Below are 15806 nucleotides of genomic sequence, written 5' to 3'. Positions count from 1 at the left end.
GCTAAAGCCACCCCAAGAAGCAGAGTTTGCCACCGCGTTACGCGGCTTTTGGCTTTGGCTGCACAGGTTTTAAGGCTGGCGCGTCTCGCGCCCAAGGGAACGAAAGACGTCCTTATGGCAGGAATAGAACATATCACCGTGGATGCGGATGAGGCCGGTATGCGCCTCGATCGCTGGTTCAAGATCCACTATCCGGGTCTCGGCTTTGGCCCTTTGCAAAAGCTTTTGCGCTCCGGCCAGGTGCGCGTCGATGGTGGCCGTGTCAAAACCGATGCCCGCGTGCAGCCGGGGCAGGTTGTGCGGGTTCCACCTTTGGATGTTGATGCAAAGGCGGCCAAAACCGGCCCGATCGGTATCAAGGATCTGAAGCACTCCGATGATGCGGAACTGCTGTCGCGGATGCTTTTGCATGAAGACGACAAGGTGTTCGTTCTCAATAAGCCTGCCGGTTTAGCCGTGCAGGGTGGCTCTGGCCTGACCCGACATATTGATAAAATGCTGGAAGCATGGACCAGCAAAAAAGGCGAAAAGCCTCGGTTGGTGCACCGGCTTGACCGTGATACTTCGGGCGTTTTGGTCGTGGCCCGCACCCGTGGGGCGGCGCAAAAACTCACCGCTGCCTTTCGTGAGCGTGATACCAAAAAGACCTATTGGGCCTTGGTGAAGGGCGTGCCGCGCAAGCAGGACGACAAGATTTCCACATGGCTCGTGAAAGAACAGACCGAGGATGGTGATCGCATGCGCATTGCCAAGCATGGTGATGACGGGGCCGATCACGCCATTTCCTATTATCGCGTGCTGGAAACAGCAGCCCAAAGCCTCGCTTGGCTGGAGATGGAACCCTACACGGGCCGCACCCATCAGCTTCGCGTTCATGCGCTTCATATCGGCCATCCGATTATTGGCGACCCGAAATATTTTATTGATGATCCGAACTGGGACTTTCCTGGTGGTGTGCAAAAGCGCCTGCATCTTCACGCCCGCCACATCGATATTCCCCACCCCAGTGGCGGTCGCCTGCGCGTAACCGCGCCTTTGCCGCCGCATATGGTGCAGACGTGGAACCTGCTGGGTCTGGATATGGAAAATGGCGGAGATTTTGAATGAAGCTTGTCTTGTTTGATTGCGATGGAACGCTGGTCGATAGTGCCAGCACCATCCATGAGACCATGCGGCGGACGTTTTTGCATTTCAACAAGCCGGAACCGGCATTGAGCGCGACAAAATCCATCATGGGTTTGACGCTCGACATCGCTATTGCCCGCATGGACAATAAGCCGCATGTCGATGATGAAGCGCTGGCGATGATGGCCTATTACAAGTCATTGTTTACCGAAGTGCGCCAGGCATCCGATTATCGTGAACCACCGCTGTTTGATGGTATTCGCAATGTGGTTGAGCGGCTGGCAGCGCAAGAGGCGATTTTGATTGGTGCCGTTACCGGAAAATCCCGGCGCGGGCTGGATGCCATTCTTGATGTGCACGGGTTTCGCCCGCATTTCATCGTCTCGCGCACAGCGGATGATTGCCCCTCCAAGCCACACCCCGCCATGGTGACCGAGTGTTGCGATGAAACGGGTATGCGGCCAGAGCAGACCATTGTGATTGGTGATGCCATTTACGATATGCAAATGGCAAAAAGTGCCGGGGCCAAGGCCATCGGCGTCAGTTGGGGCAGCGCCAGCGTTGAGCAATTGCTGGCAACCGGTGCCGATATTGTTGTTCACCAGCCCCATGACCTTCTTGATCATATTCTGTGAGTGAAACGATGCGCGATATTTTTGAGGGTGCCCAGCCATTTGGGGAAAAGAGTGATGCGCCAGAGATGAGCGACGCTGATCCGATCCGGCGGGCGCAAATCCAGATGAAAAAGCCGCTGCCCAAGCGGTTTTACAAGACGGTTACGGTCGGGCCGGTGGATGGCGGCTTTGCCGTGCTGCTGGATGGCAAGACGGTGAAAACGCCGGCGCGCAATAGTCTGGTTTTGCCGACAAAAGCGGCAGCAGAGCTGGTCATGGCTGAATGGCAGGCGCAAGCAGAGGTGATTGACCCCGGCACCATGCCGATCACCCGCTTGGTCAATACGGCGCTTGATGCGGTGGCCTTGAGCATGGATGAGGTGTTGGACGACATCGTCCGCTTTTCCGGCTCCGATCTGCTGTGCTATCGCGCAGATGGTCCGCAAGAGTTGGTGGCGCGCCAGAGCGGGCAATGGGACGGTATTTTGACATGGCTTGCTGACCGCCATGGTGCGCGTTTCATCCAAACCAGCGGTATTATGCATGTGGAGCAGCCAAAGCAGGCCACGGATGCATTTCGGCAGGCCGTGGGCACCTATAACCACGCCTTTGCGCTTGCCAGTCTGCATGTCATGACATCCCTCACGGGATCTGCCGTTCTGGCGCTTGCCATCGCCGATGGTCATCTTTCGCTGGAAGAGGGCTGGGAAATTGCGCATCTCGACGAAAACTGGACCGATGAGCATTGGGGCACTGATTCTGAAGCCCTGGCGCGTCGCAATGTACGGTTTGTGGACATGCAGTCGGCTTATCTGGTTTTGAAAGCAACTATGAATTGATGGTTCTTGCTTTCTCTAAACTTTCCGGGCATGGCTTTATGGGGTTAAAATTCTGATTTTCAATGTTTTTCGGTCTTGTCGGTGACGCGGATTGGTAAGGTCCGCGTTAAAGTCACGACAATGTTATTGACATTTCCCGCAGGCTGAACAATGGCTAAATTCTGTTCTCATTGCCAGTGTTTTGTGCTTGCGGGGTTTTATGCTGTCGCGCCTTTTACGTCTTGCTGCTGGTGTTTTTTGTGCGCTCTTGCTGGCGGGCTGCGTGTCGCGAATCGTCGATCCCGCCCCCAAAAAATTCTTCTATGATGTCCGCGCCGTGGTTGTTGTGGCTGGACCAAAGGTGCCTTTGGCTTTGGTGCAAGGGGTGGAACGGCGCATGTCCGATGCGGTTGCAGCCACGGTGAGGTCCGAGGTCTTACCCCGGGTTATCCTGACCGTGCGTCTGGAGCAGGTTGGTATTTCCATCGGGCTGGACAACAACAAGAACGAAGCAGAGGTCAAGGTCTCGGCGGCATCCGTCGAAACGGGAGAGCTTGTCGCTGAAGGTGATTTCAAGGTCTTGACCGAGACTGGCAATGCCAGCCTTGCCGCCGAGAGCCTGGCTGAAGAGGTTTCTGCTCGTCTTCGCTCATTGTTTTATCTCCAGCGCCCACCAGTGCAGTGAGGTTTCTCCCTGTCCACGGATCTGGTGTGCCACTGGCAGGAATGCCAGATAGAAACAGGTGTGCGATTGACATATATTTGTCTTGCGCCTAACCATAAACGTGGATGGTTTCTGCTTTGAAGAGGTTTGAGGCGGAAAGCAAAAGGGAATGCGAAGGCGTGGACCCCTTCAGGGCACGCTAAACGCAGCCGACCCCGCGACTGTAGAGCAGCGAGGGTTTTCCATCCGGTTTTGAAGTGATTTGCATGGCGGGCCGCATGGTGTGGCCGGTGCGGAGAATGAAGAGACCGGAAAAGCCACTGGAGTGGCAAAGCGATCTGCCGGGGTTGGACGCCTCTTTATCTACGAATCGTCCGCCTTTTCGCTTGTGCCGCATGCTCCGGGAAGGTGAGGAAAATCCGAGAGCCAACCTGATCGGTTGGTTCGCAGCTGCGAGCCAGGAGACCTGCCGTCCGTGACGGGCATGTGCCCAATTGGGGGAGAAATCCCTGACGCCAGCACGGAGGTTGTCGTGGCGCAACAGATTTTAAGCGGAGCCATCTGGTGCCGCAGGGGTGTGTATTGCACCCAGAAAAACCGCTCTCTTTTGCGTGAGGGAGTGTCACTGTGGTGATGTCTTCCACATCGCGCACCATTGCGGCTGGCTTTTTTGCGCTGGCTGTCGCTGCCGTGGTTTTTGCCGCGTGGCCGCAGCGCGCGCATCACGTGAGTGATTCTTCATCAACAGCCTCTCCTGAAGTGAGCGTTCCTGCCTCGTCCGAATCCTCATTGTCCGGATCCTCGACCTTTGGTGGGAAAATGGCACAGAGCAGGCCAGATGTGAGGTCACGCAGCCTGTTTGCTGCACCAGAAGGCGGCAATTAAGCCATGTCCCATCACAATGTAAAAAGCACCTTCGTTCTCGGAGGGGCGCGGTCTGGCAAATCCCGGTTTGCGGAAAATCTGGCCCAAAACAGCGGTCTGGAGCGGCATTACATTGCCACGGGTCGCGCCTGGGATGATGAAATGCGCGCGCGCATTGCGCAGCACAAGCATGACCGTGGCCCGCTTTGGACCACCCATGAAGAGCCATTGGCGCTGGCAGACACCTTGAAGCGCATTGATGCGCCAAGCCGCGTGGTGCTGGTGGATTGCCTCACACTTTGGCTTACCAATCTGATGATGGAAGAGACCTGCGATATCAAAGCGGAAAGTGCTGCGTTGGCGGCGCTTTTGCCGCAGCTTTCGGCCTCCGTCATTCTTGTTTCCAACGAAGTCGGCCTTGGCATTGTGCCAGAGAATAAAATGGCGCGGGAATTTCGCGACCATGCTGGCAGGCTTCATCAAATGATCGCGGCGGAAGTCGCAGACGTCTATTTTGTTGCGGCTGGCTTGCCGCTGAAAATGAAAGGTTAAGGGCATGTTGCAGCAAAAAATTCCAGCCACCGTTATCACCGGCTTTCTGGGCGCGGGCAAAACCACCATCATCCGCAACATGCTGATGAATGCTGGCGGTAAAAAAATCGCTCTGATTATCAATGAATTTGGTGATCTCGGCGTCGATGGCGAGGTGTTGAAGGGCTGTGGAGCGGAAAATTGCACCGAAGATGACATTATCGAGCTGACCAACGGCTGTATCTGCTGCACAGTTGCCGATGACTTTGTGCCAACCATGCAACGTTTGCTGGAGCGCGATGTAAAGCCTGATCATATCGTGATTGAAACCTCTGGTCTCGCTTTGCCGCAGCCGCTGGTGGCGGCGTTTAACTGGCCAGATATTCGCACCCGCGTCACTGTGGATGGAGTAATTACGGTGGTGGATAGTGCGGCGGTGGCCGCTGGCCGCTTTGCCGATGATCACGACAAGGTGGATGCGCTGCGGGCTGCCGATGAAAGCCTCGATCACGAAAGCCCGATTGAGGAATTGTTTGAAGATCAGCTCACCTGCGCCGATCTCATTGTTCTCAACAAAGCCGATCTTTTGGATGCGCAAGGCATCGAGCGGGTGCGTGACGAAATTTTCAGCCGCATTGCCCGCAAACCGACAATGGTGCAGGCCAAAAACGGGCAGGTGCCTTCCATGGTGTTGCTGGGCATTGGTGCTGGCACAGAAACCGATATTGAAAACCGCAAATCACACCATGAGTTGGAGCATGAAGCGCTGCATGAAAACGGTGTTGAGCATGAGCATCATCATGATCACGACGAGTTTGAGAGCTTTGCCCTCAATCTCGGCAGTATCTCTGACCCATCCGGTTTTGTTGATCGCTTGAAGCCAGTGATCGAGGCTCATGACGTGCTGCGGCTCAAAGGCTTTGTCGATGTTCCCGGCAAGCCGATGCGGCTGGTGATTCAGGCCGTTGGTTCGCGCATTGACACCTATTTTGACCGGCCATGGGCATCTGGCGAAAAGCGCGAGACCCGCTTGGTGGTGATTGGCCTGCATGATTGGGATTTTGGCGCGGTGGTGGAAGCCGTGCAGGCGGCAGCCTAAGCCATGCACCTTCTGCTTGCCCAGCAAGGCTCGATTGTGGATGGAGATGAAGCGATAGACCTCGGCCAGACGCCGGGGGATATTCTTTTTCTGTCGGCTGCCGATACCGAGCTTTCGGCGCTGGCCTCGGCCTTGTCGCGGCGCGACACATCTTTGCGCTGGCGGCTGGCCAGCCTGATGGCGCTCAAACATCCAATGTCGGTGGACACTTACATTGAGCGCACGGCATGCCACGCCAAACTGATTGTTGTGCGGGCGTTGGGTGGGGCGAGCTATTTTCACTATGTGCTGGAAGGGCTTTTTGCCTGTGCGCAGCAACGTGGCGCAAAGATTATCGTGCTGCCTGGCGATGACAAGCCGGATGCCGGGTTGGATGGCTTTTGCAATGCTGATGCGGTTGATGTCTCGGCCCTTTGGGCCTATCTGGTTGAAGGCGGAGATCGCAACGCGCTGAATTTTATTGCTTATGCCGAAGCGATGGTGCAGGGCGCTGAAAAGCCGGAAATGGCAACACCTTTGCTGAAGGCAGGGCTTTGGTGGCCGGGTCGCGGGGCGATTGGGGTGGAGGAATGGACGGCGGCCGTTGCTGGAGAGATACCCCCCTCTGGCTTGCCAGCCATCTCCCCCTCAGGGGGGGAGATTGGCAAGACGAGATCGCTCACCTCTACCTTGGCCTCAAGCAGGACCGATGGATATGCGCGGGAGATTTCCTCCCTGATCTCCCCCCTTGAGGGGGAGATGTCCGGCAGGACAGAGGGGGGTATCCTTGCTCCAAGGCCCACAGTCGCCATCTGCTTCTACCGTGCTCTGGTGCAAAGCGGCGAAACAGTACCCGTTGAAGCGCTGATAGAGGCGCTAAAAGCTCAACGTCTCAACCCACTCCCGGTTTTCGTCTCCAGCCTCAAAGATGCCGTTTCAGTCGAAACCCTGCGCTCGATTTTTCATTACGCCAAGCCCGATGTGGTGCTGAATGCCACTGGCTTTGCGGTTTCTGCGCCCGGTTCTGAAAACCCATCCACTGTGTTGGACGAGGGCGGAGCTGTGGTGCTGCAAACATTGTTTTCATCTTCGCAGCGAAGTGTTTGGGAGGAGTCCTCCCAAGGCCTGACAGCGCGGGATCTGGCGATGAATGTGGCGCTGCCGGAGGTGGATGGTCGGGTGCTGACGCGGGCAGTATCGTTCAAATCGGCGGCGCGCTATGATGCGCGGGTGGAGGCCAATCTGGTCAGCCATGTGCCGGATTTGGGCCGGGTGGATTTTGTGGCAAAGCTTGCCGCCAACTGGGCAAGGCTTCGGACCACACCCGCTTCAGAGCGAAATGTTGCTTTGGTCATGGCGAATTATCCCAATCGCGATGGCCGTTTGGGCAATGGCGTTGGGCTGGATACGCCAGCGGGCAGCATGGAAGTGCTTCGGGCGCTGAAAGCTGAAGGCTATGTGGTTGATGGCTTACCATCACACGGCGATGCATTGATGACCGCGCTGATGGAAGGGCCAACCAATGCGGCAACAGATGGCCGAATTATAAGGGAACGACTTTCTTTAAACGATTACAATGCTTTCTTTGCGTCTCTTCCCGATCAACTGCAAAAAGACGTTGCCACGCGCTGGGGCGCGCCAGAGAATGATCCTTTCTTTCTCAACGGCGCTTTTGCTCTGCCACTGATGCGGTTTGGCAAGATCATGATCGGTATTCAGCCCGCCAGAGGCTATAATATCGATCCGAAAGAGAGTTATCACTCTCCCGATCTGGTGCCACCCCATGGCTATTTTGCCTTTTACGCTTTTTTGCGGGGGCAATTTCAGGCGCATGCTGTGATCCATATGGGCAAGCACGGCAATCTTGAATGGCTGCCCGGCAAGGCGTTGGCGCTGTCTGAAACGTGCTATCCTGAAGCTATCTTTGGCCCCACGCCGCATCTCTACCCGTTTATCGTCAATGATCCCGGCGAAGGCACGCAGGCCAAGCGCCGCACAAGTGCCGTGATTATCGATCACCTCACACCACCGCTGACGCGGGCCGAAACCTATGGTCCCTTGAAAGACCTTGAAGCCTTGGTGGATGAATATTATCAGGCCGCCGGTGGCGATCCGCGACGGCTGAAATTGCTGAAACAGCAGATTCTCGATCTGGTGGCCGATATCGGGCTGGATGAGGATGCAGGCATTGCCAAGGGCGATGTCGATGACATGGCCTTTTCCAAACTGGATGCCTATCTCTGTGATCTCAAGGAAATGCAGATCCGCGATGGCTTGCATATTTTTGGCGTGGCACCAGAAGGTCGATTGCTGACCGATCTGGTGGTGGCCTTAGCGCGCGTGCCGCGAGGCTTGGGGCAGGGTGGCGATGCCAGCTTGCAGCGCGCCATTGCGCTCGATGTTAGGCTAACCGATTTTGATCCGCTCGATTGCGCCTTTTCTGATCCATGGAAAGGCCCCAAGCCCGCTCCGCTCGTTGAGGTGCTTGATGCCCCTTGGCGCATCAAGGGCGATACGGTTGAGCGTATTGAAGTGCTTGCCGGAAAACTCGTCTCCGGTGAAATGGCCTGTCCTGAGGGTTGGCCTCGCACCCGCGCCGTGTTGGATGAGATTGAAGCGCGTTTAAAGCCTTCGGTGGTCAAATCCGGCCCTGCCGAAATTGCCGGATTGCTCAAAGGCCTTTCCGGTGAGTTCGTGCCGCCCGGCCCATCGGGTGCGCCGACGCGCGGCAGACCCGATGTGTTGCCAACCGGACGCAATTTTTACTCGGTCGATTGCCGCGCCGTGCCAACGCCTGCGGCCTATGCGTTGGGCAGGAAATCAGCCGAGCTTTTGATTGCCCGTTACGTGCAAGACCATGGCGAATGGCCAACCTCGTTTGGGCTGACGGCCTGGGGTACCTCCAATATGCGCACCGGCGGTGATGATATTGCCCAAGCCTTAGCCCTGATTGGCGTTAAGCCCTTGTGGGACAATGCCTCGCGCCGGGTGACGGGCTATGAAATCATCCCACAAGCCAGGCTTGGCCGCCCAAGAGTGGATGTCACCTTGCGCATCTCCGGCTTTTTTCGCGATGCCTTTCCAGAGCAAATCGCGCTCTATGATAAGGCCGTGCGGGCAGTTGGCGCACTGGATGAAGAGGAAAGCGACAATCCGATTGCCGCCCGCATTCGTAAAGAAATAGCGGCATTTGAAGCCCAAGGATTGAGTGCCAAAGAAGCGACAAGGCGGGCAGGCTACCGCGTGTTTGGCTCCAAACCCGGCGCTTATGGCGCTGGTTTGCAAGCCCTGATCGACGAAAAAGGTTGGGAGCGCCGTGCTGATCTCGCCGAGGCCTATCTGGTCTGGGGCGCTTATGCCTATGGTGCTGGCGAAGAGGGTAAGGCCGAGCGCGGCCTGTTTGAAGAGCGCCTGCAAAGCATTGAAGCCGTGGTGCAAAATCAGGACAATCGCGAGCATGATCTGCTCGATAGTGATGATTATTACCAGTTTGAAGGCGGCATGACGGCAGCGGTGGAGCAGCTCTCAGGCACGCGGCCTGCCATTTATCACAACGACCACTCGCGCCCGGAAAAGCCGATTATCCGCACGCTGGAAGAGGAAATCGCCCGCGTGGTGCGCGCCCGTGTGGTCAATCCCAAATGGATCGAAGGCGTGATGCGCCACGGCTATAAGGGCGCGTTTGAGATTGCAGCAACGGTTGATTATCTGTTTGCTTTTTCGGCCACCACGGGTGCCGTGCGCCAGCCGCATTTTGAGGCGGTGTACCGCGCTTTTGTCTTGGATGAGCGGGTGCGCGACTTTATGCTGGAGAAAAACCGGGCGGCATTTGAGGAAATGTCAGCTCGGTTGTTGGAAGCCATTGAGCGTGGCCTCTGGACCCCAAAAAGCAATTCTGCAAAATTCAATCTGTCAAAACTGCCCCCTCTGGAGATGACCCATGACTGAAGACACAACACCTACATCTCCGGAAGATCTCGCCCGCCATGCGGAGAAAATGGCCAAGAAAAAAGCCGCCCGCGACAAAATCATGGCCACTAAAACCGGCGAAAAGGGCCTGATCATTGTCCACACTGGCAAAGGCAAGGGCAAGTCATCGGCCGCCTTCGGCATGATTTTTCGCCACATTGCCCATGGCAAAAAATGTGCTGTGGTGCAGTTCATCAAAGGGGCCATGTCGACCGGCGAGCGCGATCTGATCCTGCGGCATTTTTCGGACCTGTGCGAATTTCACACCATGGGCGAGGGGTTTACCTGGGAAACCCAAGATAAGGCTCGCGATATGGCCATGGCCAAAGCGGCATGGGAAAAGGCCAAGGATTTGATTCGCGATCCGGCAAATTCCATGGTGCTGCTGGATGAAATCAACATTGCCATTCGCTATGACTACATCGACTTGGGCGAGGTCGTTGCATTCTTGCGCGATGAAAAACCGGCCATGACCCATGTGGTTCTCACCGGCCGCAACGCCAAGGAAGAGCTAATCGATTTGGCCGATCTGGTGACCGAAATGGAGCTGATCAAGCATCCTTTCCGCTCCGGCATCAAGGCTCAATTGGGCGTGGAGTTCTGATGACCCAACATTGGGCGTTTTGGGCTTTTCTGTCGGCAGGCTTTGCTGCCCTCACGGCCATTTTTGGCAAAGTCGGCGTGGCAGGCGTCAATTCCGACCTCGCCACCCTGATCCGCACGGTGATCATTTTTGTGGTGTTGATGGGTATTGTGACCGCCACCGGCCAATGGCAGGCACCATCGGCCATCAATGCCAAAACATGGATTTTTCTCGCACTTTCCGGCCTTGCAACCGGCGCATCATGGATTGCCTATTACCGCGCCTTGAAGCTCGGCAACGCCTCCCAAGTGGCCCCGGTGGATAAGCTGTCCATCGTTTTGGTGGTGATTTTCGGCGTGATCTTTCTGGGCGAGAAAGTCTCAGCCGTGCATTGGGCCGCAGTCTCGCTGATTGCGGCGGGTGCCATTATGCTTGCGGTGTTTTGAATGCAAAAACCCGCCGGAATCTAATCCGGCGGGCATTCATGTGGTGACAGATCACAGGATCAGACGGTACTTGGCAAAACCGTCGGTACCATTGCCCGCATCTTCAATTTTCGCACCCTTGACCTGTGATGCAAAGGCGCGGCCTTTCGGACCCGTCTGGAAGGTAGCTGTGGTGTCTGGCAAGGCTGCAAATTTCCAGTTTCCATCAGCTGCCGGATCAATGGTGCCTTTGGAGATGATGTAGCGCACAATCACGTCGCGGTTGGTGTCCGGGCCAACAAAGATCACCTTATCGCTGGCAATATCAGGGAAGTGACCACCACCGCCTGCACGATAATTGTTGGTCACAACCACAAATTTTTGCGCAGGATCAATAGGTTTGCCGTTAAAGCTCAGGTCTTTGATGCGGTTGGCATCAGGGTTGATCGCCTTGCCATCCTTATCGTACTTGGCCGGTTGTGACAGATCGATCTCATAGGTCACGCCGTCGATCACGTCATAATTATAGGATGGGAAGTCCAGATTGAGCAGGGCTTCATCCTTGGAGCCGGGCTTGATCTGATTGAACATGCCTGCCGACATTTCCAGCCAGTTTTTCACCTGTGCGCCGGTAATCAGCACGGCCTGCACCGTGTTCGGGTAGAGATAGAGGTCAGAGACGTTCTTGATGGCAATGTCGCCAGCTGGAACATCGGTGTAATAATCCGCACCGCCGCGTCCACCGGCCTTGAACGGGGCGGCAGCCGAGAGCACGGGATAGTCTTTGAATTTCGTATCCTTCAACATGTCCTTGATGTACCAGGTCTGGGCATTGGACACGATTTGCACCGATGGATCATCGGCCACGAGAGCAAAGTAAGAATAAAGCGGTGCCGAGGTCTTGCCCACCGGTGTGCGCACGTAAGTGAGCGTTGCCTCGTGCTCGTCTTTCACAGCCGCAACAATTTTTGGCTCGTCCTTGACATCGGCAATGATCTTTTTGGCATCATCGCGGTGATAGATTGGCCGGGCCTCAGAGGTGAAATCAACGATCTTCCAGCTCTTGCCATCCTTTTCCAGCATCAGGTCGATCAGACCCATATGCGAGCCCCAGAAGCCAGCCATGACGGCGGGCTTGCCCATCAGCGTACCCTTGACCGGATCGGCACCCTTGATGCCGTCCCAGGTTTTTGGACCGGGGAAGACCAGATGCTGGTGGCCGGTGAAAATCGCATCAATGCCATCGACGCCCGCCAGATAGAGCGAGGCATTTTCCATTTTATCGGTCTGGCCAGCGCCATCAATGCCAGAGTGGGAGAGGGCGATGATAATGTCCGCGCCCTGTTCTTTCATCACCGGCACCCATGCGCGGGCCGCTTCCACGATGTCGCGGGTCTGGGCTTTTCCTTCCAGATGGCTGGCATCCCACATCATGATCTGCGGTGGCACAAAACCGATAAAGCCGACCTTGATGGTGTTTTCCGCACCCGCGCCATCCTTGATTTTCTTTTCAATGATGGTGAAGGGCTTGAAATAAAGCTTGTCATTTTTGGGGTCGGAGGCCAGCTCGCCCTTGGTCAGGTTGGCGCAGACAATCGGGAATTTTGCCGCTGCCAGCGTGTTGAACATAAAGTCCAGACCATAGTTGAATTCGTGATTGCCCAGTGTGCCGCAATCATAGCCCAGCACATTCATGGCTTTCATGACGGGGTGGAGATCGCCAGCCTTGATGCCTTTTTTATAGGCCATGTAATCGCCCATCGGGCTACCCTGCAAAAGGTCGCCGTTGTCGATCAGCATGGAATTGCCCGCTTCGGCGCGAATCGAATCAATCAGCGATGCTGTGCGCGCCAGCCCCAAAGTGTCGTTTGGCTTGTCGGCATAATAGTCATACGGCATCAGGTTGACGTGAATGTCGGTGGTTTCCATCAGGCGCAAATGGGCCTGATTGCTGTTGGCACGCGCAGCAAAGGGGTGCAAAACCACCAGCGCGCTGGCCGCGGCAAAGCCACCAAGCAAAGATCGACGGGTAATAGGATGCAGGTCAACGAGAGACGACATGGAAAGGCTCCTGGCAAGCGTTATCATCGCAAATCAGTTGCATTCCTATCATGACAGTCTGATGATGCTAAACAGCAAATTGCTGAAAACAATTGATGGTGATCATTTCGTTCTGTGCATTACGATTTCAGCACCGGAATGACTTCCTGGTGAAAATGCCGAAAATAAGCGGTCACTTGCGCCACCGATTTGCTGTTTTGGCGAAACTGAATCCCAAGCCTGCCGCCCTTGTTCCAGCAGACAATACCTTCCAGCAGACCAATGTCGTCATTCTCGACCTGAATTGTGCTGCCGGTTGCAGCGTGAAAGGCGGTGTAAAGCTCCACCGCCAGACCTTTGCGGGAAATATTGATAATGCGGCAATTGGCAAGCTGCTTCATGAACCGCACATTGCTGTCCATGCGCACCCGGCTACGATCAACACTTCGATTATCGGCTGTTAATACGGTGTCTTTGGCAATAGGCACGTCAATATGCTCCTGAACGTATTCTTAAATTGGTGCTCACGAAACGGCTTTGCGGATGCTCCATAGCGCGGTTTGATTGGCGAGATCATAGAGGCTCAAGCACACCTCACTGCCCGTTTGCCGCAAGCGTAATTGTGCGGCGATGCCGTCACCACCATTGGTGTCACTGCTCCAGAGCTGCTGATTGTTGCGGTTATAAAAAGCCAGATTTCCCGTATCACTGATGCGCAATTGTCCGGGCAGGGCGCTTATCTCAGCGTCAGACAGCATGGACCAAAGCACCATGCCTTTGCTGTTTTTCAACAAGGGGCCAAGCTCTGGGTCGTTGACAAGCATGGCGCTGCCGTTGAAGGTTGAAAGCGATTGGCCGGGCAAGAGCGTTGCACTGGTGCGGCTATCGAGGCGGGCAAGGTCGGCCATTTCACCCACCAAAGGCGTCTGCATCAGAAATTTGACATCCTCCAGCCACCAGCCATTGGCCTCTTGTGCCGCCAGCAGCACCGTCAGTTTGGCGAGCGACGCGCTTGGTGTCATATCGACAGGGTTTAACGCGCCAATGGTTGGCAACCACGCGCCGGCTGCATAGGCGTTATAATCCACAGCGCCTTGCTGTACGTGGGTGTTGTCCACAATCACGATACCTGCGTCATTGGCATCTTTGAGCGCTTGATAAATGGCTCCCCGTTCCGGTGTATTGGCATTGCCACTTGGGAAATTGCCCGCACCGTAGGATTCGAGCACCAGCCCGCCAATGCCCTGTGCGGTGACCGCGCGGATCATGTCGGCCAGCACGGCCGTGCCGGTTTCAGGGTTGTAGCTCGCCGGAAAAGCGTTGAGCTGCACCACTGGCCGGGTGTTGATGGCAGCAAAAATGGCATCGAGCTGGGCAAGTGTTGCGGCGCGGGTGTCGGAGTTGTCTAGGCTGACAGCCTCGCTGACGGGGCCGGGCGGCATATATTCCGGTGAGAGCGTTAGCGTAATGCCATATTGGCCGAGATTGGGAAAGTTGGGCGATGCGAAGGCGCGAAACTGGCTGGTATTGGCCTTGATCACGCGCGATGAGCGCATCCACTGATTGTCGAAGAACACCGAAACGGCGGGAATCCCCACTCTGGCCACGGCGATTGCGCCGCAGACATTTTCAAACGCATCGGTGTGAAAGCTCACGCCTGAGATTTTACCCGGTTGCGGCGAATGAAACAACGGCACTTGCGAACCGGTAAGAACAACCGGTTTGCTCAATTGCGCGGTCACAGTGCCATCCGCATCAAAGCGCGACAGCAGCATGGGCAGCGCGGTGCCGCTGAAATCAAGCGTATCGGTGCCGTGCAACACAATCCAGCCATCGGCTTCGGTGTAATGCTCCAGAATATAGCGGGCAATCAGGCACCAGTCCGTGGGTTGTAGATTGGTGCTGTCCAGCATGCCGCTCTCACTTTCGGGAAAGGCCAGATCGGTGATGTAATCCAGCACCAGATCCGGAAACTTTTGGCGGATGATGGGATCAAGATGGCTTTGGCAGGCGGCCTTGAATTCCGTGCTGGTCATGGGGGCCAGTGGATTGCCAACGCAGCTGATGGTTCCACCGGTGTTGATAACAGCAATTTTCAAGGTACTCTCCCTAAGCTTTTATTATCCGGCAGATGTGGCCCCTGCCGTTGCACGATCGATCCTGCATTGAAAGCAGTTGTTGCGTGCGGATCTCACATGCACATAGGCGATTTCTGCGCTTTCGAGAAGCTCCCCCGCGCGGGTAATGATGTTATCCGTAGCCGTCACCGCACCTGTGCCATAGACGATGCGGTCATCGTAGCCATATCCGCGAACAATATAGTTAGGGCTATCAAGCATGGGTGGCAGGGTATCGCCTTTATCATAGGCTTCACATTCATCGGCATGGATAAAAATCGGCCCCGTTTCGGCATAGGGTTGAAGAGTGGGAAAGGGCCGGTAAGCCAGCGTCAGATAGGGGGTGCCTGCTGCAATGGGAGAGAGGCAATGGCGGCATGGGTAGCCGCCGGGGCTAAGGCGGTGCTCTGGCGTCAAGCCATAAGCGTCAGGTGCAAAAGCGCGGTAATTTTTGGCGAGACCGGAGGGCATGGGGGTGAAGATAATTGAGGGCATGGTCTGGCTCCTGTTGAGAATGTAGCCAGACATGTCATCAGATCATATTCACAAACCACCCGTTTCCTGCGCAGATTATCTCAAGCGTTATCTTGTCAGGCGTTATCTTGGGCGCTCGATGTTGTCGTAAACGCTCATCAATTGCTTCAGCCGCGCATCATAAGCTTTTCCAATGCAGGCCACATCGGCATTGCAGGCTTGGCGGGTTTTCAGCCATGCCGTTTGCTGGTCTTGCAACTCGCCGCGATTGCCCATGGGCAAAAGGCCGGAAATCAGATCAAAAGTTGTGACCATTTTGACGTCCTGGTCATTCAACGGGCGATTATCGCAAATGGCTTTCTCATCGGCCTTCAGGTCGGTCTTGCTGCAATCAAAGCTGGCCGCATGGCTGGATTGTGGAAGCAACATGCCAAGGCCGAGAATCAGTGCAGCCGATGCTAAAAAGAGATAGGTTTTCATTGCCGTCACCGTTTTCCAATTTGA

The 15806-nt window shown here is 55.6% G+C and carries 15 protein-coding genes and 1 riboswitch; of the genes, 10 read left to right on the top strand and 5 right to left on the bottom strand.

Annotated features, from left to right (window positions below; genetic code table 11):
- Positions 1-114 precede the first annotated feature (114 nt).
- The 10 genes from E6C51_RS04700 to E6C51_RS04655 all read left to right on the top strand — a co-directional run bounded on the left by E6C51_RS04700 (position 115) and on the right by E6C51_RS04655 (position 10692).
- A complete protein-coding gene (locus E6C51_RS04700; protein WP_190235216.1) occupies positions 115-1107 on the top strand; it encodes an RluA family pseudouridine synthase in 993 nt (330 codons plus the stop codon).
- Entirely contained in the window at positions 1104-1760 is a 657-nt protein-coding gene (locus E6C51_RS04695; RefSeq protein WP_190235215.1) for an HAD-IA family hydrolase, read from the top strand. The genes E6C51_RS04700 and E6C51_RS04695 overlap by 4 nt, the downstream gene beginning before the upstream one ends.
- A gap of 8 nt (positions 1761-1768) precedes the next feature.
- Positions 1769-2578, top strand: coding sequence for an ATP12 family chaperone protein (locus E6C51_RS04690; protein ID WP_190235214.1), 810 nt, complete (start codon positions 1769-1771; stop codon positions 2576-2578).
- A 262-nt stretch (positions 2579-2840) separates the two neighbouring features.
- Positions 2841-3242, top strand: coding sequence for a hypothetical protein (locus E6C51_RS04685; protein ID WP_230987066.1), 402 nt, complete (start codon positions 2841-2843; stop codon positions 3240-3242).
- An 88-nt stretch (positions 3243-3330) separates the two neighbouring features.
- A riboswitch (cobalamin riboswitch) is annotated at positions 3331-3709 on the top strand.
- A gap of 139 nt (positions 3710-3848) precedes the next feature.
- Positions 3849-4106, top strand: coding sequence for a hypothetical protein (locus E6C51_RS04680; RefSeq protein ID WP_190235212.1), 258 nt, complete (start codon positions 3849-3851; stop codon positions 4104-4106).
- Between the two features lie 3 nt (positions 4107-4109).
- Positions 4110-4637: a bifunctional adenosylcobinamide kinase/adenosylcobinamide-phosphate guanylyltransferase gene (gene cobU / locus E6C51_RS04675; protein ID WP_146929524.1), complete on the top strand. Its 528-nt coding sequence runs from the start codon at positions 4110-4112 to the stop codon at positions 4635-4637.
- 4 nt (positions 4638-4641) lie between these two features.
- Positions 4642-5715 (top strand): cobalamin biosynthesis protein CobW, encoded by a 1074-nt coding sequence (cobW, locus tag E6C51_RS04670; RefSeq protein ID WP_190235211.1) that lies wholly within the window; start codon positions 4642-4644, stop codon positions 5713-5715.
- 3 nt (positions 5716-5718) lie between these two features.
- On the top strand, positions 5719-9642 hold the full coding sequence (gene cobN, locus E6C51_RS04665; RefSeq protein WP_190235210.1) for a cobaltochelatase subunit CobN: 3924 nt from the start codon (positions 5719-5721) through the stop codon (positions 9640-9642).
- The gene (gene cobO, locus E6C51_RS04660) at positions 9635-10267 is read left to right on the top strand and encodes a cob(I)yrinic acid a,c-diamide adenosyltransferase (protein ID WP_190235209.1); all 633 of its coding nucleotides are present in this window, start codon (positions 9635-9637) and stop codon (positions 10265-10267) included. The genes cobN and cobO overlap by 8 nt, the downstream gene beginning before the upstream one ends.
- The gene (locus E6C51_RS04655) at positions 10267-10692 is read left to right on the top strand and encodes an EamA family transporter (protein ID WP_190235208.1); all 426 of its coding nucleotides are present in this window, start codon (positions 10267-10269) and stop codon (positions 10690-10692) included. The genes cobO and E6C51_RS04655 overlap by 1 nt, the downstream gene beginning before the upstream one ends.
- A 51-nt stretch (positions 10693-10743) precedes the next feature.
- On the opposite strand, the gene E6C51_RS04650 is transcribed toward E6C51_RS04655, so the two are convergent.
- The 5 genes from E6C51_RS04650 to E6C51_RS04630 all read right to left on the bottom strand — a co-directional run bounded on the left by E6C51_RS04650 (position 10744) and on the right by E6C51_RS04630 (position 15731).
- A complete protein-coding gene (locus tag E6C51_RS04650) occupies positions 10744-12732 on the bottom strand; it encodes a bifunctional 2',3'-cyclic-nucleotide 2'-phosphodiesterase/3'-nucleotidase (protein ID WP_190235207.1) in 1989 nt (662 codons plus the stop codon).
- 119 nt (positions 12733-12851) lie between these two features.
- Positions 12852-13199: a PilZ domain-containing protein gene (locus E6C51_RS04645; RefSeq protein WP_230987065.1), complete on the bottom strand. Its 348-nt coding sequence runs from the start codon at positions 13197-13199 to the stop codon at positions 12852-12854.
- Between the two features lie 36 nt (positions 13200-13235).
- Positions 13236-14810, bottom strand: a complete 1575-nt coding sequence (locus E6C51_RS04640) for an asparaginase domain-containing protein (RefSeq protein WP_190235206.1) — start codon at positions 14808-14810, stop codon at positions 13236-13238.
- Positions 14811-14831: 21 nt separating this feature from the next.
- On the bottom strand, positions 14832-15323 hold the full coding sequence (locus E6C51_RS04635) for a DUF1203 domain-containing protein (protein ID WP_190235205.1): 492 nt from the start codon (positions 15321-15323) through the stop codon (positions 14832-14834).
- A 102-nt stretch (positions 15324-15425) separates the two neighbouring features.
- Positions 15426-15731, bottom strand: a complete 306-nt coding sequence (locus E6C51_RS04630) for a lysozyme inhibitor LprI family protein (RefSeq protein WP_230987088.1) — start codon at positions 15729-15731, stop codon at positions 15426-15428.
- Positions 15732-15806 lie beyond the last annotated feature (75 nt).

It is taken from the genome of Gillisella terrae, assembly GCF_004801395.1.
GTDB lineage: Bacteria > Pseudomonadota > Alphaproteobacteria > Rhizobiales > Rhizobiaceae > Allorhizobium > Allorhizobium terrae.
The sequence above is the reverse complement of the archived record's forward strand: the minus strand, read 5'-3'. Positions and strand labels throughout refer to the sequence as shown.

What these genes read in the sequence shown, in the direction of transcription:
- E6C51_RS04700 (WP_190235216.1), top strand. Translation starts at nt 115, where the DNA reads ATGGCAGGAATAGAACATATCACCGTGGATGCGGATGAGGCCGGTATG.
- E6C51_RS04695 (WP_190235215.1), top strand. Translation starts at nt 1,104, where the DNA reads ATGAAGCTTGTCTTGTTTGATTGCGATGGAACGCTGGTCGATAGTGCC.
- E6C51_RS04690 (WP_190235214.1), top strand. Translation starts at nt 1,769, where the DNA reads ATGCGCGATATTTTTGAGGGTGCCCAGCCATTTGGGGAAAAGAGTGAT.
- cobU (WP_146929524.1), top strand. Translation starts at nt 4,110, where the DNA reads ATGTCCCATCACAATGTAAAAAGCACCTTCGTTCTCGGAGGGGCGCGG.
- cobW (WP_190235211.1), top strand. Translation starts at nt 4,642, where the DNA reads ATGTTGCAGCAAAAAATTCCAGCCACCGTTATCACCGGCTTTCTGGGC.
- cobN (WP_190235210.1), top strand. Translation starts at nt 5,719, where the DNA reads ATGCACCTTCTGCTTGCCCAGCAAGGCTCGATTGTGGATGGAGATGAA.
- cobO (WP_190235209.1), top strand. Translation starts at nt 9,635, where the DNA reads ATGACTGAAGACACAACACCTACATCTCCGGAAGATCTCGCCCGCCAT.
- E6C51_RS04655 (WP_190235208.1), top strand. Translation starts at nt 10,267, where the DNA reads ATGACCCAACATTGGGCGTTTTGGGCTTTTCTGTCGGCAGGCTTTGCT.
- E6C51_RS04650 (WP_190235207.1), bottom strand. Translation starts at nt 12,732, where the DNA reads ATGTCGTCTCTCGTTGACCTGCATCCTATTACCCGTCGATCTTTGCTT.
- E6C51_RS04635 (WP_190235205.1), bottom strand. Translation starts at nt 15,323, where the DNA reads ATGCCCTCAATTATCTTCACCCCCATGCCCTCCGGTCTCGCCAAAAAT.
- E6C51_RS04630 (WP_230987088.1), bottom strand. Translation starts at nt 15,731, where the DNA reads ATGTTGCTTCCACAATCCAGCCATGCGGCCAGCTTTGATTGCAGCAAG.